Below are 22,882 nucleotides of genomic sequence, written 5' to 3'. Positions count from 1 at the left end.
GGTGAACTACTTATGGCAGTAGACAGATTCCACGTCAACACATATATTCACCGAATATGGTTATTCCAAAAAAGGTGATCCATGAATACGATTGATAGAGCGCAGAGACCTACGCCGCCCAAGCCGGTTGCACGTAAGGCAAGTCCGGTGAATGTCGAATATGAAGACAAGGCGCGAGAAATGGTCAGAGAGGCCATGCGGTCCAAGGGCGTGACTGTAGACCAGCTTACCGCCCGCCTTGCCGCAATAGGTGTCGATATGAGTTCGGGCGGTGTAGCGAACAAAATAAGCCGTGGCGGCTTTAGTTCGGCTTTCCTTCTTCAATGCCTCGCAGCGATGGACCTTGAAATAAAGGTGGAATAATTTACTAACCGTATTTGGTGATTTTGCTCCATAATGCCGTTGTTTTGTCTCAAAAAAGTATTGGGCAACAAATCGTCTGGCAAGGATCTCTAAAATACCGCTTGCGACGTGGAGCATTGGAATTTTCAATGCGCACTATCGGTTTTTGAAGTCAGCGGTCGACGGTTTGGCGCCGGTTGTTTGTTTTCGGTTTGGGGTGCAGAACAGCGCGATCTATTCGAACAAACCGCGTCTGATTTTATCCTGCCTCGGGTGCTTTGTCCTCTTGTCCTCGCGCGATGTAGCCGTTGAGCAAAGCGCCTGGCCAGGGCGAACGTCGGGCGGCTCGGGCCACCGGGCAGGTCGACATTCTCCACTTTGATGCTGGTTCGGAATCTCTGGTGCACGCATTTGATGCCTTGGCGTTGCTCTGGGTCTGCGCATGAAAGGGTGCGCGGGTTTCATATCCTTTGCCGCCATTCAGCACGATGAAGGCGTGACGTGTGATAGTTTCGTGCGTTTTCACGATTCTCTTCTTATCATGGCAGGCGACGAATTCAGGGTGGTGCACAAGCCGAAGCCTCTGTTGCAGAAACCGCTTTCTGCGACAATGACGCCCATTTTGAGTGCGCAACGCGAGGTTCCAGACCCTAAGGTGAACCAGTCAGGAATAGAGTTTCAGACCCGTGGCCGCGTGGAGCAGCGACCTTCAAGCACTACCGAGGCAACGGACAAATATCGGTCATGCTCCACGCCCTGGCTGGCAAGGTGCAGGGTAAATCTGCAGGAGGGGAGATGGGGTGACATACGAAAGATACTTAGCCCGGCAAGTGCTTACCGTGCCTATTGATGCGATCCTTAGCCCAACCTGTTTGCCCTCGCGCTGGAATCAACGGCGCACTTTGAAATTTAGTTGGTGTCGATATCTCTAGTCTCCTCTTCTTTTCGCACCTTGCTGGCGAAATCTGTCATCGGTTCCGATCACAGTATTCCCGACGAAACGCGGATCGAGCGTCTGCTCGGTCCTTTAGGTCTTCAGCCCGACCTTCGATCTGAAATCTGATAGTTGGTTTGACCAATTGGTTCCTCAATCAAGATCGAAGTTTCGCGATACACCTGCGTAGGGTAGATATTGTGCCAGGAAGAGGCAGTGGGTGTTTTCGTGAACCCATGAATAAGCTCCTCTGTTGGTAAAATTTGTTCCTGCTCGCGCGTTTGTCGAATGCGTCGCTTGCCTGATCTGTCATTGCTTTTTAATCCCCATCGGACTGCCCACGCAGGGCTGAAACCGGCTGGATTGAACCGCCCCGCATTTGTCGCACTACCGGAGGTTTGTCTCTTTTTCCGCGGCGTTATCGAGAGCGTTTGTTTTTGCAGGGGATGCCGCCTCAGCCGGTTTCATCTGTGCGATGGGGTCAGGTCGGCGACAGGTGTTGAATCAGGCCCCTTTCAAGGCTTGCCCTGCACTGCGATGGGGTGAGGTCCGTGCGTGCCGTCTGCCGTGAGGAAGCCGGGCAGCGTCCCCGACGGTGCCGAGGCCGGGGTGCAACCGGGCATCCGCGCATCCTGCGCCCTGTTTGATCGATATATTGGCTTGAAGGGTCGCCGGGAAGGATCAGGCCCTCGTTCGTAGAGCGTCTCCAGGACGCGCGAGTGTTGCGGTCCTGATGCGCGGCAACTGACGATCTTGTTGGCGAAGGTATCCCGCACAACGGCGACGCGGGCGCCCGCCTGCGAGGTCGGGACATAGGTGACGCTCACCGGTTCCCCGTGGGGCGATTTGCATCGCCGTAACCGCCCGGAATGGCCGGTTCACACGCGCCGCCGGGCGAACTCCGGCTATGTCCATTGCCCGGCAGACCGGCCCGACCCCACAGAGCTCTCGATGTTCTTTGATAAAGTCGATCCTTTCCGAAACCGACGGTCGCGCTCTGCCGCGCGGCGCGGCAGTCCCCGCCTGCGGTGATGAGAGCGGGAGCAAAATATGCCTTTGCCACAGGCACTTGGGCCATTGGTGTTCCCTTGTTCAGGACCTCACTGGCCTGCCGGAACTGGCGGTTCTCGCGCTTAAACGCCCCGATCCGATCCCCCTCAGCGGCCCTCATACCATCTCGCTGTCCGCTGTCCGTTTCAGCCCGCCGACCCCACGCCGACAGCATATCCGGCCGACAAACACCCTTCAGGGCAATCGGTTTGATCACAGCAGACTGGCTGTCACACGCGCCCGGATGTTCAGACAGCAGCCACCCAGCACGCGCACGTTGCAGGTGAAGACCCGTTTCCACATTTGACCCTCTCCAAAACCCCAAACCCCTACGTCCAGGGCTCTGCCAAACACACGGCAGGGCATACCTCGTTTTCTTTTGGGACCGTATCGACTCTGTCTCTTTCCTCGGGGGGGACCAGAGACTGCTTTATTCGCCAACACAATGACGACAGTTCTGGAAAGCTCGGGGCGGATGGACGACGAGTTGGTTCTGATTTGGTAGGCTATTTCCTTGGTCGTTCTGGCAGCAGGCGAATTTCTACATTGCCGGGCAAATTAGCAGTTCAGATGTATTCAATATTGAGGCGATCGCGCGGATGTAGGAGCGGTCGCAATTTGGGAGGGAAGTAGCGGCAAGCTAGGGACTGCTCCCTGGCCGCACGGCTTTTAGGTGTTTCAGTCTTCAAAGCCACGGCCGCAAGCATTCAACGAGCCAACGTCGGGCGTCTTGTGAAAGTACTGGCGCGAGTCATTATTGAGCGAGACATATTGAGAAGGCATGCGATCTGCGTGTGCCATGCATAGGAGGACAGTGGCCGAATTCGAGTTTTCCAGAGATACCATGTAACGCAAGCGGTTATGGTCGAGCATCGTGAACATCAATTTGTCCGTGTTGCGCGCAAAATGCTGAGCCGTCACCCCTGCGGGTTTTATGTACGCGTAAAAAACCGCTAACCTGACTTGCGCAAGAGGATGAACGCTAGGCCGACTAGATTAAAAACGCTTGGAAGGCCAGCAATCAAGTCCTGGCTCATGGCGCTCTCACCGCAATATGCCGGGCCGTTTGTGAAAACCATCATGCTCGTTTGAGTTGTCAGGCAAGCATCTCGGCGCGGATTATCAAAAGGGTAAGCCATGTGGCACACTAAAAACCAGACGGATCAGAGGGTCGGGATCGATTCTGCAGACGCAGTCGTTCCCCTGGCAATTCGACTATCAGACCGCGACAAACAACCGACGCCCACCAAATTCGAAAATCGGCAATGCAAAGTTAAAAACCCAACGGCCCTGGTTGCGAGCGGTATCTGGTCAAGGGACATTCAGGGAACTACGAAGGCAAGTGCGCCGAAAGAACCGCGTTGGTAAACTGCCGTACCGCCGCCTCATTTTCAAAGGCACGCCTTCGGTTTTTCGAAGATTTTGCTCACCGCCTTCATTTCCAAACGCGTAGTTTGAAGGACGTGCCTATTTTTTAGGCTGTTTTCTGTAAGCCTTCCGGTTGCGTTTCCTCTTCTGATCTTACGATTGTTAGATAGATTTCGAGCAATTGCCCGCTGCATCACCTTTGGCGAATACATTGTTTTTGTATTTCTTGCGCCGGATCTGGATCGCACTTGCGTGTCTGGATGGGAAAGGAAACGTCTTGCGGATAGACATACGAGTGCGCTTAGGAAAAAAATATTATTTAAACATCTGTTTTAAAGGGGAATTTAAAAAAACAACTCTTGCTTGAGAAAACGTTTTTTCGGCGACGCCCTAGCGCTGGCGAGAGCCTGCCGCAGGTCTTTTTGTCAACGGGGCGACAGGTAAAACAAAGATGATCTGGACATAAATGGCGATAGCGTTGGACGGTTGATACATCGGACATGCTGAATGTTCATCGAGATAAAACACGCTCGCTCAGCACTCACCCAATGCCGGCGCACCGCCAATTCGCCTTCCTCTTAGATTCCATTTTTGTCAACTGAAGTTGCCATACCACGGTATAAATGTAGAGTTCGGCAATGACCTCAGAAAACCCTCATTTTAGCGAAATGCACGCCTCAGACGGTGTGCGGCAGCCTTATGCTCACTATGCCAGTTGGTTTTCGGATCAAAACAGGAAGCGATTGGCAAAGAAGGCGGGTCAGGCCGAGGCCTTCTTTCGCCGTGCGGGCATTACTTTCAATGTGTATGGCGCAAATGATGCTGAAGAACGTCTGATCCCGTTTGATTTGGTCCCTCGTATTGTGTCCAACCGGGAATGGTCGAAAATTTCCAGAGGTATCGACCAACGTGTCCGCGCGATAAACGCCTTTCTTTACGACATATACCACCGCCAGGAAATCCTGCGAGCTGGTATTGTTCCGGTCGAACTGATTGCCAAGAACGATGCCTTCCTGCCGCAGATGATGGATTTTAAACCGCCGGGGGGCGTGTATACCCATATTGTCGGCACGGACATTGTCCGCACGGGCGAGGACGATTTTTTTGTGCTGGAAGACAATGCGCGCACGCCTTCCGGCGTGAGTTACATGCTCGAGAACCGCGAAACCATGCTGCAGATGTTTCCGGAACTTTTCAGCAAGATCAAAGTCCAGCAAGTGAGCGATTACCCCAAAAACCTGCGCCGGTCGTTGGCAGCCAGCGCGCCCGACTCCTGCACGGACCGGCCATGTGTTGTGGTGCTGACCCCTGGCATTCACAATTCGGCCTATTATGAACACAGCTTTCTTGCCGACCAGATGGGGGTCGAATTGGTGGAAGGTCATGACTTGCGCGTTGTGGATGGCCATATCGCAATGCGCACCACGCGCGGCTACAAAGTTATCGACGTGCTTTATCGCCGGGTTGATGATGATTTTCTCGACCCGCTGACTTTCAACCCCAGTTCGATGTTGGGCGTTCCCGGGATCATGGATGTGTACCGCGCAGGCAATATCACCATTGCCAATGCGCCCGGTACCGGGGTCGCGGATGACAAAGCCATCTATAGTTACATGCCTGATATTGTTGAGTTTTACACGGGCGAACGCGCCATTCTGAAAAACGTTGAAACGCATCGATGTTCCGAACCGCAGACCCTGAAATACGTTCTGGAAAATCTCGCCGATCTTGTGGTCAAGGAGGTGCATGGCTCAGGTGGCTACGGTATGCTGGTTGGTCCTGCAGCGAGCAAAAGCGAGCTTTCAGATTTTGCGGCAAAACTCAAAGCAAGACCCTCAAACTATATTGCCCAACCGACGCTGTCGTTATCCACCGTGCCCATCTTTACCAAGAGCGGGTTGGCGCCGCGACATGTTGACCTGCGCCCCTTTGCGCAGGTTTCGCCCGAAGGTGTCGTCATAACGCCCGGCGGTCTGACCCGTGTCGCATTGAAAGCGGGCAGTCTGGTTGTGAATTCCAGCCAGGGCGGTGGCACAAAAGATACGTGGGTTTTGGAAGACTGATGCTGGGAAAAACCGCAGGAGGTCTGTACTGGATGTTCCGCTCACTTGAGCGGGCGGAAAACACGACGCGTCTGATCGAAGCGGGCTTCCGCATCGCGCTGACCCGGTCCACGGATGCGGAAGCCGAATGGAAATCCGTCATTGTCACCTCGGCTGCGCAGGCGGCTTTCGAGGCGAAATATAACAGTTACGACAGCCTGCGCGTGACCAATTTTTTACTTCGTGATGCTGACAACCCCGGATCGGTCTTTTCGGCGGTCAAATCGGCGCGTGACAATGCGCGACTGGTGCGCACGGCGCTGACCTGGGAAGTCTGGACGGCGGTGAATGAGACCTGGATGTTGCTGTGCAATATCCTTCGTAAACCGGTCAAGGAAACCGAACTGCCGGAAGTTCTCGCCGCTATTCGCCAACAATCCGCCCTTGTGCGCGGGGCGCTCACCGGAACGATGTTGCGTATGGATACGTATCATTTTTGCAAGATTGGCATCCATGTGGAACGCGCCGACAACACTGCGCGGATCGTGGATGTAAAATATCACGCGCTTTTGCCCGCCTCGTCTGTTGTCGGGGGGAGGTTGGACAATGTGCAGTGGGAAACCCTGCTGCGTTCGGTTTCAGCGCATCGCGCTTTTCGATGGGCGGTAGAGGAAGATTTCACTGCGCCTGCAATTGCAAGTTTTCTGATTTTGGATCAACGCATGCCGCGCTCTTTATCCTTCTGCCTCGCTGAAATTGTCGCGAGTCTGGGATATCTGGCCGATAGTTACGGCGAAAAGCTTGCCAGCCATAGCCTTGCCGATAAGCTCCGCGCCCGGCTCGACAATCGCGACATATCTTCCATTTTTGAAGAAGGTTTGCATGAGTTTCTGGGATCCGTCATTCGCGATAACGGAAACCTTGGTCTGCAGATCGAGCAGGATTACAGGTTCAACATCTAAATGCAGCTTCAAATCAAACATACGACGCAATACGATTACGATCAGCCGGTTGACTACGCGCTTCAAAAAGTACGGCTGCGGCCTTTGAACTCTGCTTTGCAGAGCATTTCCGATTGGACCATCGTCGTAGATGGCGGGCAGGTAGAAGCAAGCTACCTGGATCATTACGGCAACCATACTGATCTCGTCAGCATAAACTCAGGTGCGCATTTACTTACGATCACGGCCTCTGGTGTCGCAACCACCAATGACACTGCCGGTGTTTTGGGGCGGGTGTATGGTCGCGCTCCTCTATGGCACTTTGCACAGTCGACGCCGTTGACGGAACCGGGCACTGGGGTCGTCGCGCTGGCCGGGGTGCTGGGTCAACACGACGCGCCGCTCTCGGGGCTTCATGCGCTTTCTGCCGCGGTTTTGCAGGCCACGCCATACCAGGTCGGGGACACAAATTCGAATACTTCCGCTGAGGAGGCACTGCAAATCGGATCCGGCGTGTGTCAGGACCATGCTCATATCTTCGTCGCAGCAGCACGCAAAGCCGGTATTCCGGCGCGCTATGTCAGCGGCTATCTTATGATGAACGACCGGATTGATCAGGACGCCAGCCATGCGTGGGCGGAAGCTCACATCGACGATTTGGGCTGGGTTGGTTTTGATGTGTCAAACGGCGTCGCCCCTGATGAAAGATATGTCCGTATCGCGATCGGGCGTGATGCGCGCGATGCTGCGCCGATTTCAGGCATGCGCATGGGTGCGTCTGATGAAGCGATGATTGTATCTTTACAGGTGCAGCAGTAATCAGGGTTGTAGGCGAGTCATAAGGCGAAATTGAATGACATATTGCGTTGGCATGCGGATCAACAAGGGTCTGTTGTTCATGTCGGACACTCGAACCAGCGCGGGCGTGGATAATTTTTCGGTCAGCCGGAAAATGTTCACCTGGACGGTGCCGGGTGAGCGACGGATCACCGTCATGACGGCAGGTAATCTTGCAACGACCCAATCTCTGATCAGCCTGCTGGAAGAACGTTCGAAATCTGCGGAAGACAGAGACCCCAGCATCCTGCGCGAAGCCACGATGTTTCAGGTCGCACGGCTTGTCGGTACGACCCTCAAGGAGGTTATTGCCTCCAGCGATCCTTCTGGTCAGTCCTCCGCAGACCAGTTTCGTGCCTCCATTATCGTCGGCGGGCAGATACTGGGCGGTCAATCCACTATTTTTCTGATTTATCCCGAAGGGAATTTCATTGAGCTGACCGAGGATACGCCCTTTTTTCAGATTGGCGAAACAAAGTACGGCAAGCCGATTCTTGTACGCGCCTATGATCCGGATTTGAGCTTTGAGGAAGCGCTCAAGCTGTTGATTGTCTCTTTTGATTCAACTGTAAAAGCCAACCTCGGTGTTGGTTTGCCGTTCGATGTCGAGATTTATGAAAATGAGTCCTTTAACTCAGATCGCAAAAAGCGGATCGAGGCATCCGACGAAATATACCAAAGCATTTCTGCCAATTGGGGGGATGCGTTGAAAGATGCATTTGGAAAATTGCCAAGTTACTCGATTTGAAACACTGCGGACGCTTTGCGTTCGTGGCGTGATGCGTTTCAAGTCATGGACGCTCGATTTGAACATGATCTGTCAGAAGCATAGCGACATGCAAGCTTGGCGGATTGGAATTCGAGTTTTTTTGTCGCCGATGACGATGCCCGCTCTTAAATGCATGTTGCAACCGGAATTTCGAAATCATTTATCGGATTTTGGCTTGATCGGATCTATTGTTATCACGGAATAACGGGGCCGAGAGTTCGATCATAGACTCCATGCGCGTCTCGAGCGCAAGTTCCAGACCCGTCCAGCGATACAGCGTCTGACGCAGTCCGGTCCCCGTTACGATAGTTCGAATATTTGCACTGTCGCATCCGGCTCTGCGGCGCCCATTGGACCGCTAAACTCGCGGACTACTGAAACGATGTTTCCGCAGGAGCTTCCGAGTTTTAAAGCCGTTTTTCCAATGCCACGGCCAAAAGCTGGGCTCTCAGATCAGAATCCAGTTTGCAAAGCATCGTCGATGGTTCGTGCCGAAAAAACGGCGTGCAAGTACTTCTGTGGCAGAGCGTTGGTACAACTGCAGAGGCGAGAAGAACTCTTTCTGGTCTCCAGATACGCGCGGCTTCTGTGTTGCTGGAACATCGATCAGGTGACGCAAAGACACGGTCTGGATTTCGAGGCGCAAGTCTTGCAAATTCGGAGTGTCTCGCAAGAATAGATGGGCGTCACAGGGTTCAAAAAGTAAGGTCATCTTGGTTGGGTCGACCTTGTAAAGCCATGATTTAACGCGACAACGGTGCCTGTCTGGAACCAGTGTGGACCATAAAATGTGGATCAAACCGGGGTAGAACGATCTGTCTTCATGAGACACAGGCTTCGCACCGGAGCGCTGTGAGTGACCCGACAGGGCAAGGACATCCGGTTGCACCCCAGTCGCGCTGAGCGTGATGCGCCACAAACAGTGGCTTAGCCTGGCAGTGCAGCAGATTTTTGCAGAGTGCGTATTCTTTGGGCAAGCTTCTTTCAGACCGCAAATTCCAAAGGCACGCATCGCATACGACTGCAAAACAGGGGCACGTCTATGGCACTTTTTTGGCCGATACAGCTAGGCACGCGACGTGCACAGAGACTTGAAAATACTCGTGGTCGAACTTGATCAATCAAAAGCGCTTGAGATCATCGATGCGCTGAACGACGGCGGTTGGCATGATGTAACGGTTATTGGGTCAGCCGATGCGCTTGAGAGCACACTTACGCAGCAAGACCCCGACATTATTCTCATCGACCTCGCAAACCCGGATCGCGATACGCTGGAACACCTGAGCCTCGTTTCCAACGCGCGCACACGCCCGGTTGCGATGTTTGTGGATCAGACCGACGCGCTCATGACACAGGCGGCTATTTCTGCGGGATTGAGCGCCTATGTGGTAAATGGCCTGCGCAAAGATCGGATCAAGCCAGTTCTGGAGACCGCGATTGCTCGTTTCAGGATGATCGCAAAGATGCAGTCTGAACTCGATGCCGCCAAGCAGGCTTTGTTGGATCGCAAAACGATTGATCGCGCAAAAGGCCTTTTGATGCGGGCGCGCGAGATCCCGGAAGAAGAAGCCTATAACCTTCTGCGCAAAACGGCGATGGATCAGGGGCGAAAGGTGATTGATGTCGCAGCGGCATTGGTGACGGCGGCGGAACTTTTGCAATGAATACAACACGGATTCATTGTGGTTACCTCCCACTTGTGGACTGCGCGCCGCTGATTATCGCCAAGGAGTTAAGTTTTGCAGCGCAAGAAGGCATCGACCTGACATTGGCGAAACAGCCATCATGGTCTGCGTTGCGCGACATGCTTGCCTTTGGAGAAATTGAATTTGCGCATATACTGTCGCCTATGCCGGTTGCTATGTCCCTGGGATTGGGAGGCATGCCCTCGCACATTGATGCTCTCATGGTTTTATCGGTCAACGGTACCGTCATCGGCGTTTCAGCCGAATTGGATCGGAAAATGCGCGACACCGGGTGGCGCAACAGCTTTTGCGATCCGCAATCAACTTCAACAGCGCTTTTTGAGGCTGCACCAAGACGGTTGCGCATTGGTGTGCCCTTTCCGTTCTCCATGCACCGTATGTTGCTGGAGACCTGGTTGTCGCAGTCCCCAATAGACCCTGACCAGGTTGAGATTGTGACGGTTCCACCCCCACAGATGGCGCAAGCTGTGCGCAACGGAGCGCTGGATATGTTTTGCGTGGGAGAGCCTTGGGGATCGGTGGCTGTGCAACAAAGCAATGCTATTCTGGTATTGCCGGGATCGAGCATATGGGAATTCGCTCCCGAAAAAGTCTTGGGCGCACGACGTGATTGGGTCACCCAGAACCCCTCTCGTTGCCATGCGATGATCCGCGCCGTCTATAAGGCCGCACATTGGTTGGACCAGCCTGAAAATATTCCTTTGGCCGTCGAAATACTTGCGCGCAGTCAACACCTCGACCTGCCCGATCATGCGATTGATCCCGCACTGACGCAACAAATTGTGACCAAGCTGGAGGAGCGGCCGATGCATGCGGACCGGTTCCTCGGTTTTCACAAGGGAGCCGCCAACTTTCCGTGGCGTAGTCAGGCCGCCTGGATCGCAGATGTTCTGGCGGGCTGGCATGATCTGGACCGCGATCATGCCCGATCAGCTGCTCGTGACTGTTTTCGAACTGACATCTACCGTGAAGCTCTGACGTTGATTGGGGTGGATATGCCTGGCGCCTCTGAAAAAGTTGAAGGGTCGATGAGCGTTCCAACGGCTGTTGCTTCGAGTAAGGGAGAGATGATTCTCGGCCCTGACAGATTTTTTAACGGCGCAGTTTTCGACTTTGGTGGGTCAAAACAGCCCAAATAAGGGGCAGTTTCTGCAACGCGGCAGAAAAATGCTGCGTTGGCAAACTTTCTGTGTGCGATACAGATCGGAAAGCGCGAATGTCGAAGCAGGCAAAGATGCCTTACTCGGCTGACAATGCTGCCAGCCACAGAATTAAAGAGCAAAGCCGCTCGATTGTGCATGCACCTCCTCCCGCATGTTCCAATCGTGCGGCTTTTTGCATTTCCACATGGATTTCCACAGGGATTGTCAAAATGAACAGACTGAATTGGCTACTTGTTTCCGCAGCCTTCTGCGCCAGCCCGGGGATGGCCGAAATGCTGGACCTGGAAAAAGACGAACTCACATTTGGGTTCATCAAGCTTACCGATATGGCGCCCTTGGCCATTGCTTATGAAAACGGGTACTTTGAAGACGAAGGTTTGTTTGTCACGTTGGAAGCGCAGGCAAACTGGAAAGTTTTGCTGGATGGCGTCATAGATGGTCAACTGGATGGCGCACATATGCTGGCCGGGCAACCGCTTGCGGCAACAATCGGTTATGGCACTGAAGCGCATATCATCACGCCGTTTTCGATGGATTTGAACGGGAACGCAATCACCGTCTCCAACGAAATCTGGAAACAGATGAAACCAAATGTTCCGTTGATGGCGGACGGTCGCCCCCAGCACCCGATCAGTGCCAGCGCGATGGCCCCGGTTGTTGAGGAATACAAAGACCGCGGTGAGCCGTTCAACATGGGCATGGTGTTTCCCGTTTCGACCCACAATTACGAAATCCGCTACTGGCTTGCGGCTGGCGGTTTGCAACCCGGTTACTACTCCCCTCAGGATGTGAGCGGTCAAATTGGCGCGGATGTTTTCCTGTCCGTGACGCCACCGCCGCAAATGCCGTCCACGATGGAGGCGGGGACCATCAATGGCTATTCCGTCGGAGAGCCGTGGAACCAGCAAGCGGTGTTCAAGGGCATCGGCGTGCCGGTCATAACCGATTATGACATGTGGAAGAACAACCCGGAAAAAGTTTTTGGGATCACCAAGGAATTTGCGGATGAGAACCCCAACACGACCATTGCGTTGACCAAGGCGTTGATCCGTGCGGCGATCTGGCTGGACGAGAATGACAACGCCAACCGCGAGGCTGCAGTCGAAATTCTGGCACGCTCAGAGTATGTCGGTGCAGATGTGGAAGTGATCGCAAACTCGATGACAGGCTTCTTTGAGTTTGAGAAAGGCGACCGACGTGCGGCCCCGGATTTCAACGTTTTCTTCCGCTATAACGCGACCTATCCGTATTATTCCGATGCGATCTGGTACTTGTCCCAGATGCGTCGCTGGGGGCAAATCGCCGAAGCCAAATCCGACGAATGGTTCTTTGAGACGGCAAAGTCTGTGTATCGACCGGACATCTATCTTGAAGCGGCGCGCCTCTTGGTCGATGACGCGATGGCGCAAGAAGCCGATTTTCCATGGGGCAGTGACGGCTTCAAAGCACCGACACCGGGCGGCGATATCATCGATGGCATCCCCTACGATGGCCGCGCACCCAACGCCTATCTGGAAAGCCTGCCCATCGGCCTGAAAGGCAACCAGGTCATCGAAGGTTCCGAAGTCCGAAACTGAGACACCCGCCCGCGGCACTTGGTGCGGCGGGCGACATTTCCCTGGATTTGAACATCAGAGGTGCAAAATGACCGCCATTGACCCCGATTCACTTGAGGGTGAAGCCCGCCGCGCGCGCCTTTTTACGCGCATCAACAAAGCCGATACTTGGTTTCAAGTGCTGGGATTGGCATGGCTGACGCCAATTCTGAAGGCCGCTGCTGGCGACAATCCGCGTGCTCAGATGTCCGAAATCTGGCGATTGCTGGGTGTGCCGCTTTTGGCCATTGGGATTTTCATCAGCGCTTGGGCGGCATTGGCACCGACGGTGCAGACATCGCTTGGCGCTATCCCGGGGCCAGTGCAGGTCTGGGAACAAGCGGTCAATCTGAACGAAGACGCGGTGCGCGAGCGTCAAAAAGAAGCTGCCTTTTATGAACGGCAGGACGTGCGTAACGCTAAGCTGATTGCGGACGGGCAGGCGGACAAGGTGCGCGACAGAACCTATACTGGCAAACCCACCTATTACGCGCAAATCTGGACATCGATAAAAACGGTCTTTTTCGGGTTCCTGATCGGGTCCGTGATCGCCATTCCTGTCGGGATCATGGCTGGTCTTTCCGTCACCGCAAACGCTGCGATCAACCCGATCATTCAGATTTTCAAACCGGTAAGCCCGCTGGCCTGGTTGCCTATCGTCACGATGGTCGTGTCGGCGGTTTACACGACCAATGATGGCATGTTCACCAAGTCGTTCCTTGTGTCAGCGATCACGGTAACGCTGTGTTCGCTCTGGCCGACGTTGATCAATACAGCACTTGGGGTTTCCTCCATCGACAAGGATCTGGTCAGCGTGTCCAAGGTGCTGAAAATGAACACCTATACCAAGATCACAAAGCTTGTCCTGCCGTCAGCATTGCCTTTGATTTTTACCGGGCTGCGCTTGTCACTCGGCGTCGGCTGGATGGTCTTAATCGCTGCAGAAATGTTGGCGCAGAACCCCGGACTTGGAAAATTCGTCTGGGATGAGTTCCAAAACGGATCATCTCAATCGCTGGCCAAAATCATGGTTGCGGTCTTCACCATCGGGATCATTGGTTTCCTGTTGGATCGCGTGATGTTCGCCTTGCAATCCATGTTTACGTTTTCCGAAAACCGGTAGGGTCTCATGAGCATTCTCAGATTTGAAAACGTCTCAAAAGGGTTTGGGCAGGGCACCAGCCGCATGGAAGTCCTGAAGGGCATCAATCTTGATGTCAAAGAAGGGGAGTTCGTAGCGATCCTGGGTTTTTCCGGAACTGGAAAATCCACCTTGATGAACCTGATCGCCGGCCTCGAAATGCCGGACACCGGTCAAGTAAGCTTCAAAGGCGCGCCAATTGGAGGGCCGGGACCAGAGCGCGGCTTGGTGTTTCAGAGCTATTCACTGATGCCTTGGCTGACTGTGGGTGGCAATGTGGGTCTTGCTATTGATGCAGTGTTCCCAAAGCTGTCTCGTGACGTCCGTCAGGCCAAGATCGACCACTATGTTGGGATGGTCGGTCTGTCCCATGCAATTGCGCGCCGTCCTTCTGAACTCTCTGGTGGTATGCGCCAACGGGTTGCCGTTGCGCGGGCATTGGCGATGAACCCTAAAATGCTGCTTTTGGATGAGCCGCTGAGCGCGCTGGATGCACTGACGCGGGCCAATCTCGCGGATGAAATCCTCGACATCTGGGAAACCGACAAAAAGACCTGCATTCTGATCACCAATGACGTGGATGAGGCCATTCTTTTGGCCGACCGGATTATCCCGCTCAATCCTGATGGTACATTGGCCGACCCCGTGCAGGTCAACATTCCGCGCCCGCGTGACCGCGGGGAAATGAACGATGACGCGACATTCAAGGCGCTGCGGGCAAGTGTGACCAAGTATCTGATGGATGTGGGTATTGCCTCCAAGATTGAAGGCGCACGGTCGTTGCCGGATGTGGTGCCGATCCATTCGGTGCCTGCGGCTGTTGCCAATGCGCAAAAGGGGGCAATCGAGGAACGATATCTGGTCTTTTCGCAATTGCATAAAGTGTATCCGACCCCAAAAGGCCCGTTGACGGTGGTCGAAGATTTTGACCTCAAGATCAACAAGGGTGAGTTCATCAGCCTGATCGGACATTCAGGATGCGGCAAATCCACCGTGCTTACGATGGCCGCCGGGCTGAACCCAATTTCGAAAGGCGCGATCCGTTTGGATGGCTGGAACGTTGAGGGGGCGGACCCGGAACGCGCCGTGGTCTTCCAGTCGCCAAATCTGTTTCCATGGCTAAGCGCCAAGGAAAACGTCGCGATCGGCGTGGACAAGGTCTATCCCAATGCATCGCGGGCGGAACGTCAGGATGTGATTGAGTACTATCTCGAACGTGTTGGTCTTGCCGATAGTATGGACAAACAGGCATCGTCGCTGTCCAACGGCATGAAGCAACGTGTCGGTATCGCGCGCGCCTTTGCTTTGTCACCTAAATTGCTGTTGTTGGATGAGCCCTTCGGCATGCTGGACAGCCTTACGCGTTGGGAGCTGCAAGAAGTTCTGATGGAGGTCTGGTCCCGCACCAAGGTGACGGCCGTTTGCGTAACACATGACGTGGATGAGGCGATCTTGCTGGCGGACCGTGTGGTGATGATGACGAATGGCCCGCAGGCCAGAATTGGCAAGATCACAGACGTGAAATTGCCGCGACCAAGAACCCGAAAGGCGTTGTTGGAGCACCCCGATTATTACAATTACCGCGCCGAAGTGCTGGATTTCCTTGAAGAATATGAGCACGGCAATCACTCCAAACGCGCGCCGGGCCCAGGATCAAAACTCAAAACAGTAGTGGCGGCAGAATAATGACCCAGAAGTTAATCATCATTGGTGCCGGAATGGCCACCGGTCGCGCGTTGGAACACTTGTTGGACGCAGGGGGCGGCTATGACGTCACGCTGTTTAACGGAGAACCGCGCGGCAACTACAATCGCATCATGTTGTCACCTGTTTTGTCGGGCGAAAAGACATATGAGGAAATCATCACGCACACGGCCGAGTGGTACGAAGAGAACGGCGTGAACTGCCGGTTTGGCGAAAAGGTTGTCGCGATAGATCGGGCGGCAAAAGCCGTCACCGCCGACAATGGTGACGTGCTTTCCTACGACAAGCTTTTGTTTGGTACCGGGTCCAATCCCTTTATGATCCCGTTGCCGGGCCACGATCTGAACGGCGTTATCGCATACCGTGATCTGGAAGATACCGAGCGCATGATGGGCCTGGGCGAAGATAACAAATGCGTGGTGATTGGTGGAGGCCTTTTGGGGTTGGAGGCGGCGGCAGGCATGGCGGCGCGCGGCGTTGACGTAACGGTTGTGCACATCATGGGGCACCTGATGGAGCGTCAGTTGGATGAGGCCGCCGGGTATTTGTTACGCAAGGCGTTGGTGGACAAGAACATCACCGTCAGATGTTCTGCCAATTCCAAAGAAATTCTTGGCGAGAACGGGCATGTTAAAGCGCTGCTGTTGGACGATGGCACCGAACTGCCATGTGATCTGCTGGTCATGGCTGTGGGCATTCGCCCCAACATCGCCCTAGCGCAGGATGCAGGCCTTGCCGTCGGCAAGGGCATCCATGTTGACGATCAAATGCGGACGTCGGACGCTGACGTTCTGGCGGTCGGCGAATGTGTGGAGCATGACGGGGCGATCTTTGGTCTGGTCGCACCGCTTTATGATCAGGCGAAGGTCGTCGCAAAAACGCTGCTTGGTGAGGATGCGGCCTTCGTTCAAAAAGAGCTGTCCACCAAGCTCAAAGTAACCGGGTGTGACCTGTTCAGCGCTGGGGATTTTGCCGAAGGTGAGACGCGCGAAGACATTGTGTTCCGGGACCCCGCGCGTGGTGTTTACCGCCGTCTGGTCCTTGAAAACAACCAGATCATCGGCGCTGTAATGTATGGCGATACAGCTGATAGCAACTGGTTCTTTGGGTTGATACGCGACAAAACCGACATCGCGGACATGCGCGAGACGTTGATCTTTGGTCCGGCTTTTCAGGGTGGTGCCCCCTCGGACCCGCTCTCAGCCGTTGCAGCCTTACCGCGTGATGCGGAAATCTGTGGCTGCAACGGCATTTGCAAAGGTAAGATTGAGGATGCGATTGCGGCAGGGGCCACAGATTTGGGCGCAGTGCGCGCGACGACCAAAGCGTCCGGGTCCTGTGGTACATGCACCGGCTTGGTGGAGCAGGTTCTAGCTGTTACCCTGGGCGATGATTTTGTGCTGCCTGCGGTCGCTTCTGTTTGCGGCTGCACGGATATGACGCACGAAGATGTGCGGCGGATGGTCAAGAGCCAGGAATTGAAATCCATGGCTGCCGTTTGGCAGGAATGCGGTTGGAAAACCTCTTGCGGGTGCCATGTTTGCCGCCCGGCTTTGAATTTCTACCTCTTGGCAGATTGGCCGCTTGAATATCAGGACGATCCACAATCGCGTTTCATCAACGAGCGCAAACACGCAAATATCCAGAAGGACGGCACCTTCAGCGTCGTGCCGCGCATGTGGGGCGGCATCACCACGCCGGACGAATTACGCGCAATCGCAGATGCGGCGGATAAATTCGCGGTGCCAACGGTTAAGGTGACCGGCGGACAGCGTATCGATTTACTGGGTGTGAAAGGTGAAGATCTGCCAGCCATCTGGCACGATTTGAACAAGGCAGGGATGGTTTCCGGCCACGCCTATTCAAAGGGTCTGCGCACTGTAAAAACCTGTGTCGGCACGGATCATTGCCGTTTTGGCACGCAGGACAGTACGGGTCTCGGGATCAATTTGGAAAAAACCCTGTGGGGGTCCTGGACGCCGCATAAACTGAAACTTGGCGTGTCAGGCTGTCCGCGCAATTGCGCAGAGGCAACCTGCAAGGATATCGGCGTGGTTTGTGTGGACAGCGGTTATCAGATCAGCATCGGTGGCGCGGCAGGGATGGACGTTCGGGAAACGGAACTGCTGTGTCAGGTTGCGAGTGAAAGCGAGGTGATCGACGTCATCAAAGCGGTTACGCAATCCTACCGTGAAAACGCCAAGTATCTGGATCGCATCTATAAATGGATGTCTAAAGTTGGCCTCGATTGGATCGAAGAGCAGGTGATGGATCTGGAAAACCGCGCCAAGCTGGTGGCCCGTTTTGAACTTTCCCAAACCGTATATCGCAAGGATCCATGGGCCCAGCACGTGGCCAAGGCGGAGACCTATCAACCTATTGCAAACCTGTCGTTGGAGGCTGCGGAATGAGCAACTGGATCGATATTGCCGCACTAGATGACATCCCAAAACGCGGCGCGCGCCTGGTGAAAACGGTGCATGGTTGTATCGCTGTTTTTCGCACGGGAACAGACGAGGTTTTTGCCCTTGACAATGCCTGTCCGCACAAGAACGGTCCTTTGGCCGAAGGGATCGTGCACAGCAATTCGGTGACATGCCCGTTGCACAATTGGGTGATTTCGCTTGAAACTGGATCGGTTCAAGGGCCCGATGAAGGGCAGGTGGCAACCTATCCTGCACGCGTTGAAGGTGGTCGCATCTTTCTGGATGCGGCGATGCTGGACCAACGGGCCGTGGCATGAGCCTGACGCAGACAACCTGTCCCTATTGCGGTGTCGGCTGTGGTGTTTTGGCAGGCGCTGATGGCACGATCAAAGGCGACCCTGAGCACCCGGCAAATTTTGGGCGCCTGTGCTCAAAAGGTGCGGCGTTGGGTGAAACAATTGATCTAGAGGGGCGGCTTTTACGCCCTCAAATTGGTGGGCAAGACGCGGAGTGGGATGAAACACTCGACCTCATGGCGGATAAATTCAGCACCGCGATCCGCGATCACGGCCCTGACAGCGTCGCATTTTATGTGTCAGGCCAGTTGCTGACCGAGGATTACTATGTCGCCAACAAGCTGATGAAAGGGTTCATCGGGTCCGCAAATATCGATACAAACTCGCGTCTTTGCATGGCGTCATCGGTCGCGGGGCATAAGCGGGCCTTTGGAACGGATACGGTCCCCGGTATCTATGCTGATCTTGAAGATGCCGATCTTATTGTAATGGTCGGTTCAAATCTGGCGTGGTGTCACCCGGTTCTGCACCAACGCATCGCCGCCGCAAAAGTCGCGCGTCCGCAGATGCAAATTGTCAACATCGACCCGCGCAAAACGGCAACTTCCGCCTTTGCGGATCACCACCTGAGCATCGCGCCCGGCGGTGACATTGCCCTGTTCAATGGATTGCTGGCCTATCTGGCAGATAATGATGCGTTGGATCAGCGTTACCTGCATGATCACGTTTCGGGCGCTATTCCAGCAATGACACAGGCGCGATTGGATGATCCTATCGAAAGTGGTCTGTCCTCAGAAGCGCTCACGCATTTTTACGAACTTTGGGCGGGAACTGAAAAGGTCGTGACACTCTATTCTCAAGGTGTCAACCAATCCGATTGTGGCACCGACAAGGTCAATGCAATCCTGAATTGCCATCTGGCCACGGGGCGGATCGGAAAACCGGGGTGTGGTCCATTTTCTCTGACAGGCCAACCCAACGCCATGGGTGGGCGCGAGGTTGGCGGTCTGGCAAACATGCTGGCCAATCATCTGGACATCGAAAACCCGGACCACCGGTCTTGTGTACAGGACTTTTGGGGCAGTCCGACGATCTCCACGCGTCCCGGTTTGAAGGCCGTAGATTTGTTTCAAGCTTGCGCAGCGGGCAAGATCAAAGCGCTGTGGGTTATGTCGACCAACCCCGCGGTCAGCATGCCGGACGCGGGTGCTGTCGCCAAGGCCATCGCGAATGTGCCCTTTGTTGCCGTGTCAGATATCTTGGCGCGCACGGATACGGGCGATCTCGCGGATGTTTTGTTGCCAGCAACCGGGTGGGGCGAGAAAGACGGAACAGTCACCAATTCCGAACGCCGCATTTCGCGCCAGCGGGCATTCCTGCCAGTTCCGGGCGAGGCGCGGCCCGATTGGAAAATCGTTTGTGGTGTTGCCAAACGCATGGGGTGGGGCGATGCCTTTGAGTACGCGTCTCCGGCCGACATTTTTGCCGAATACGTAAAGCTTTCCGCCGCATCCGCCGATTTTGGACGCGACCTTGATTTGAGCGTTTTTTCGGATGTGGATTACGCCAAAATGATCCCGACGCAGTGGCCGCGAAATGGAAAACGTTTTTTTGCCGAGGGCGGTTTCTTTCATCCGGGTGGCAAGGCACGCATGGTGCCGGTTGCGGCACCAACGCCTGTCGCACAGGGTGCATTCAACCTCAACACCGGGCGCAACCGGGACCAGTGGCACACCATGACCCGCAGCGGCAAAGCCCCGCGCCTTGGTGCTCATCTGGCGGAACCCTACGTGGAATTACATCCCTCTGATGCGGCGCGATTGGAGATACTGGCCGGTGATCTCGTGGTGCTGTCCAATGGTTTCGGGCAGGCCATCTTGCGGGCCATGACCACCGAGCGCGTCGTAAAAGGACAGGTGTTTGCCCCGATGCACTGGACGCGCCAGCACAGCAGTGCCGGGGTTGTGAACATGTTGAGCGCGTCCAAAGTTGATCCCGTTTCAGGACAGCCGGCTCTGAAAACCAATCAGGTAACGGTGCAAAAATATACCGCAGGCTGGTACGGCTTTGCGGCATCCTTAAAGGCGATGTCGCCCAAAGGGCCCTATAGCGCTATAGCCAGATCGCTGACCGGGTGGCAAGGTGAGTTCGCAGGCACTGCCGCGCCAGCCAACTGGGAAGAGTTGGCGAGAAACCTCTTGGGGATCACCACCGGTACTGCATCCGAAATGCACGATCAGACCGGTCGACAGACCCGCATCGCCTTTCATGATGGCGACCAACTTGCGGGGCTGTTTTTTGCTGCGCCCGATCCCGTAAATTTGTCCCGCTCGCACGCGGTGTCTCTGATCGGCACATCAACGCCTTCCCTGCAGGCTTTGGCAGGACGCGGCGGCGTCGACAAACCTGACCCCGGCGCCACAATGTGCGCCTGTCTCAATGTCGGGATCAACACATTGCGCGATGCAATTTCAGCCGGGGCGACAAGCGTGGATGCACTTGCTGTCGCAACATGCGCCGGTACAAATTGCGGATCCTGCAAGCCCGAACTGGCCGAGCTCATCGAGCAAATGCGCCGACCCGTGGCCGCCGAATGATCTGTGTGCCAATTAATGCAACCGTCTTGCGGCAATGCGGGTGGGTTTCGATTCTGTCAGATCGAGATCGATACATCTTGTGTGGCGCGTGGGGTCAAATGAAACGGGGCGTAGTCCACAAGAAGTTGAGTTTTGCAAAAATTACCAGCGCCCGACGCCTCGCTGAGGCTAGCCTCATCGGCTTGTCCAGAGGGGTGGCAGGAGCAGGTATTGCAAAAGCTGCGATCATTGAGAAGACGATGGCATGGCTTCGCCAAACCGGCGAAACCGGCATGGCAATCCGTGCGACACCCCGAGGGTGCGCGTGCGGGCGCGATCTGGGTCGCGGGACAAGGAGACCTCAGTGAATACATTTCCAATGTTCTTGCAGATGCAAGGTCGACGTGTCGTCATCGCGGGAGGGGGCGAACAAGCGGCACAAAAATGCCGGCTGATCCTCAAAACCTCGGCGGATATCACGGTGTTTGCGATGTCACTAGATCCTGAGTTAGCCTCTCTGCACACAGAAGGCCGGATCAGTTGGAAATCTGACCGGATTGAGCCGTCAGATTTCGCGAATACGGCCCTGGTGTTTATTGCCACGGGATGTCCCGCAGCGGACGCCAGTCTGCAGATACTGGCCAAAGCGGTGGGCGCAACGGTGAACGTTGTCGATCAGCCGCATTTATGTGATGCGCTGACACCGTCAATCGTTGATCGCTCGCCGGTTGTTGTTGCCATCGGAACCGAAGGCACCGCTCCTGTTCTTGGCCGTCAAATCAAAACAAAAATGGAAGAAATACTCGAACCCCGACTTGGTGAACTCGCGGCACTGGCGGGGAGACTGCGTGAAAGTGCCAGCGCCCGGCTAGGGCCGCGTGACAGACGCGATCTGTGGCGCTGGGTTTTTTCCGGAACACCTCGGCACACCCACGCGCGTGGTGGTGAACGCGAAGCGGCTCAACTGATCAAACGCGCCATTGAAACTGCTAGTTTCACGAATGGAAATACAGGGTCCGTTGCGCTTGTCGGTGCCGGACCGGGATGCAAGGATCTGATCACATTGCGTGGTGTACAGCGTCTGCAGGAGGCAGATGTTGTTTACTACGACCGTTTGGTTGATCCTGAAATCCTCGAACTGGCACGCCGTGACGCCGAACGCGTTTATGTCGGGAAATCGCCCGGGTGCCATCACTGGCCGCAGGAAAGGATTTCCGCCGTTCTTGTCGCCGCTGCCCGTCAAGGCAAGCGCGTCGTACGCCTTAAATGTGGTGATCCGGGTATTTTCGCACGCGGCGCTGAAGAAGCAGACGCGCTGTCTGCTGCTGGAATTGTCTTTGAGGTTGTGCCCGGCGTAACGGCCGCCAGTGCCGCATCCGCCGCCCTTGGTGGCTTTCTGACTGAGCGCGGGACCTGTGACACGCTTGTCCTCGCGACCGGGCACTCAGCGATAGAGGGAAAAACACTTGATTGGATGAACATTCTGAGGCCGGGGACGCGCGTCGCCATCTATATGGGTATCGGCGCGGCACCTGAAATCGCAAAAGCGTTGATCGACGCTGATCTGGCGCAGTGTGTTTCAATCGACATCGTCTCACGCGCTCAGCAAAGCGACCAGATTGTTGCAAAATGCTGTCCAAGAACACTGGTTGAGACGGTCCAAAGCAACGCGATTGCAAATCCGGGTATTCTGTTTCTGACTTGGCCAATCCGCGCGGTGCAACATGCGTCGGCCCGTCAAATCGCCTATTCGCCATAGTCAGCAAAGACATAGGATCTGCGATTTTTCTGGTCCGAAAGCGGCGTTCACCAGTTATCGCCATGTTTCAATGATACAGGTCGGTAAGAGATATCGCATACAGAAGAAGTCCAAGGAGATCAGACAGATGACCTGCGCTATTTTGTTTGACGCTCAAAGCCATCATTCCTGCGTCTTAGATGATGAACCCCGGTTTCAGATTGTGCTCTGAAAGATTAAGCAGCGCTGCTGGG

At 54.9% G+C, this 22,882-nt stretch carries 15 protein-coding genes; 14 read left to right on the top strand and 1 reads right to left on the bottom strand.

All coding sequences use genetic code 11. The features are described from left to right. Nucleotides 1–81 precede the first annotated feature (81 nt). Nucleotides 82–363, top strand: a complete 282-nt coding sequence (locus R8G34_03965; protein MDW3222029.1) for a DUF6471 domain-containing protein — start codon at nucleotides 82–84, stop codon at nucleotides 361–363. A gap of 1,736 nt (nucleotides 364–2,099) precedes the next feature. Here R8G34_03965 and R8G34_03960 read toward each other — a convergent pair. Beyond that, nucleotides 2,100–2,627, bottom strand: coding sequence for a hypothetical protein (locus R8G34_03960; GenBank protein ID MDW3222028.1), 528 nt, complete (start codon nucleotides 2,625–2,627; stop codon nucleotides 2,100–2,102). 1,705 nt (nucleotides 2,628–4,332) lie between these two features. On the opposite strand from R8G34_03960, the gene R8G34_03955 reads away from it, so the two are divergent. From R8G34_03955 to cysG, 13 genes are all read left to right on the top strand, one after another. After that, nucleotides 4,333–5,757, top strand: a complete 1,425-nt coding sequence (locus tag R8G34_03955) for a circularly permuted type 2 ATP-grasp protein (protein ID MDW3222027.1) — start codon at nucleotides 4,333–4,335, stop codon at nucleotides 5,755–5,757. Beyond that, nucleotides 5,757–6,698 (top strand): alpha-E domain-containing protein, encoded by a 942-nt coding sequence (locus R8G34_03950; protein MDW3222026.1) that lies wholly within the window; start codon nucleotides 5,757–5,759, stop codon nucleotides 6,696–6,698. The genes R8G34_03955 and R8G34_03950 overlap by 1 nt, the downstream gene beginning before the upstream one ends. Continuing rightward, nucleotides 6,699–7,496: a transglutaminase family protein gene (locus R8G34_03945; GenBank protein ID MDW3222025.1), complete on the top strand. Its 798-nt coding sequence runs from the start codon at nucleotides 6,699–6,701 to the stop codon at nucleotides 7,494–7,496. It begins immediately after the preceding gene. A 34-nt stretch (nucleotides 7,497–7,530) separates the two neighbouring features. Next, complete coding sequence (locus R8G34_03940; GenBank protein ID MDW3222024.1) at nucleotides 7,531–8,262, top strand: peptidase; 732 nt, start codon at nucleotides 7,531–7,533, stop codon at nucleotides 8,260–8,262. 1,100 nt (nucleotides 8,263–9,362) lie between these two features. Beyond that, nucleotides 9,363–9,947, top strand: coding sequence for an ANTAR domain-containing protein (locus R8G34_03935; GenBank protein ID MDW3222023.1), 585 nt, complete (start codon nucleotides 9,363–9,365; stop codon nucleotides 9,945–9,947). Beyond that, nucleotides 9,944–11,128: a CmpA/NrtA family ABC transporter substrate-binding protein gene (locus tag R8G34_03930; protein ID MDW3222022.1), complete on the top strand. Its 1,185-nt coding sequence runs from the start codon at nucleotides 9,944–9,946 to the stop codon at nucleotides 11,126–11,128. The genes R8G34_03935 and R8G34_03930 overlap by 4 nt, the downstream gene beginning before the upstream one ends. A 233-nt stretch (nucleotides 11,129–11,361) precedes the next feature. Further along, on the top strand, nucleotides 11,362–12,729 hold the full coding sequence (locus R8G34_03925; protein MDW3222021.1) for a CmpA/NrtA family ABC transporter substrate-binding protein: 1,368 nt from the start codon (nucleotides 11,362–11,364) through the stop codon (nucleotides 12,727–12,729). 67 nt (nucleotides 12,730–12,796) lie between these two features. Beyond that, a complete protein-coding gene (locus R8G34_03920) occupies nucleotides 12,797–13,870 on the top strand; it encodes an ABC transporter permease (protein MDW3222020.1) in 1,074 nt (357 codons plus the stop codon). Nucleotides 13,871–13,876: 6 nt separating this feature from the next. Next, complete coding sequence (locus R8G34_03915; GenBank protein MDW3222019.1) at nucleotides 13,877–15,574, top strand: ABC transporter ATP-binding protein; 1,698 nt, start codon at nucleotides 13,877–13,879, stop codon at nucleotides 15,572–15,574. Further along, nucleotides 15,574–18,003, top strand: coding sequence for a nitrite reductase large subunit NirB (gene nirB / locus R8G34_03910; GenBank protein MDW3222018.1), 2,430 nt, complete (start codon nucleotides 15,574–15,576; stop codon nucleotides 18,001–18,003). The genes R8G34_03915 and nirB overlap by 1 nt, the downstream gene beginning before the upstream one ends. Beyond that, entirely contained in the window at nucleotides 18,000–18,335 is a 336-nt protein-coding gene (gene nirD, locus R8G34_03905; GenBank protein ID MDW3222017.1) for a nitrite reductase small subunit NirD, read from the top strand. Before nirB ends, nirD begins: the two co-directional genes overlap by 4 nt. Then, entirely contained in the window at nucleotides 18,332–20,911 is a 2,580-nt protein-coding gene (locus R8G34_03900) for a molybdopterin-dependent oxidoreductase (GenBank protein MDW3222016.1), read from the top strand. The genes nirD and R8G34_03900 overlap by 4 nt, the downstream gene beginning before the upstream one ends. Before the next feature lie 343 nt (nucleotides 20,912–21,254). Beyond that, nucleotides 21,255–22,649, top strand: coding sequence for a siroheme synthase CysG (gene cysG / locus R8G34_03895; GenBank protein MDW3222015.1), 1,395 nt, complete (start codon nucleotides 21,255–21,257; stop codon nucleotides 22,647–22,649). The last annotated feature ends 233 nt before the right edge of the window (nucleotides 22,650–22,882 follow it).

This window comes from Paracoccaceae bacterium (assembly GCA_033344815.1).
GTDB lineage: Bacteria > Pseudomonadota > Alphaproteobacteria > Rhodobacterales > Rhodobacteraceae > Roseobacter.
This window is presented reverse-complemented; position numbering and strand designations above follow the sequence as displayed.

Excerpts from the sequence above, each read along its gene's own strand:
- R8G34_03950 (MDW3222026.1), top strand. The coding sequence starts at position 5,757 with ATGCTGGGAAAAACCGCAGGAGGTCTGTACTGGATGTTCCGCTCACTT.
- nirD (MDW3222017.1), top strand. The coding sequence starts at position 18,000 with ATGAGCAACTGGATCGATATTGCCGCACTAGATGACATCCCAAAACGC.
- R8G34_03965 (MDW3222029.1), top strand. The coding sequence starts at position 82 with ATGAATACGATTGATAGAGCGCAGAGACCTACGCCGCCCAAGCCGGTT.
- R8G34_03955 (MDW3222027.1), top strand. The coding sequence starts at position 4,333 with ATGACCTCAGAAAACCCTCATTTTAGCGAAATGCACGCCTCAGACGGT.
- R8G34_03945 (MDW3222025.1), top strand. The coding sequence starts at position 6,699 with ATGCAGCTTCAAATCAAACATACGACGCAATACGATTACGATCAGCCG.
- R8G34_03940 (MDW3222024.1), top strand. The coding sequence starts at position 7,531 with ATGACATATTGCGTTGGCATGCGGATCAACAAGGGTCTGTTGTTCATG.
- R8G34_03925 (MDW3222021.1), top strand. The coding sequence starts at position 11,362 with ATGAACAGACTGAATTGGCTACTTGTTTCCGCAGCCTTCTGCGCCAGC.
- R8G34_03920 (MDW3222020.1), top strand. The coding sequence starts at position 12,797 with ATGACCGCCATTGACCCCGATTCACTTGAGGGTGAAGCCCGCCGCGCG.
- R8G34_03900 (MDW3222016.1), top strand. The coding sequence starts at position 18,332 with ATGAGCCTGACGCAGACAACCTGTCCCTATTGCGGTGTCGGCTGTGGT.
- nirB (MDW3222018.1), top strand. The coding sequence starts at position 15,574 with ATGACCCAGAAGTTAATCATCATTGGTGCCGGAATGGCCACCGGTCGC.
- R8G34_03930 (MDW3222022.1), top strand. The coding sequence starts at position 9,944 with ATGAATACAACACGGATTCATTGTGGTTACCTCCCACTTGTGGACTGC.
- R8G34_03915 (MDW3222019.1), top strand. The coding sequence starts at position 13,877 with ATGAGCATTCTCAGATTTGAAAACGTCTCAAAAGGGTTTGGGCAGGGC.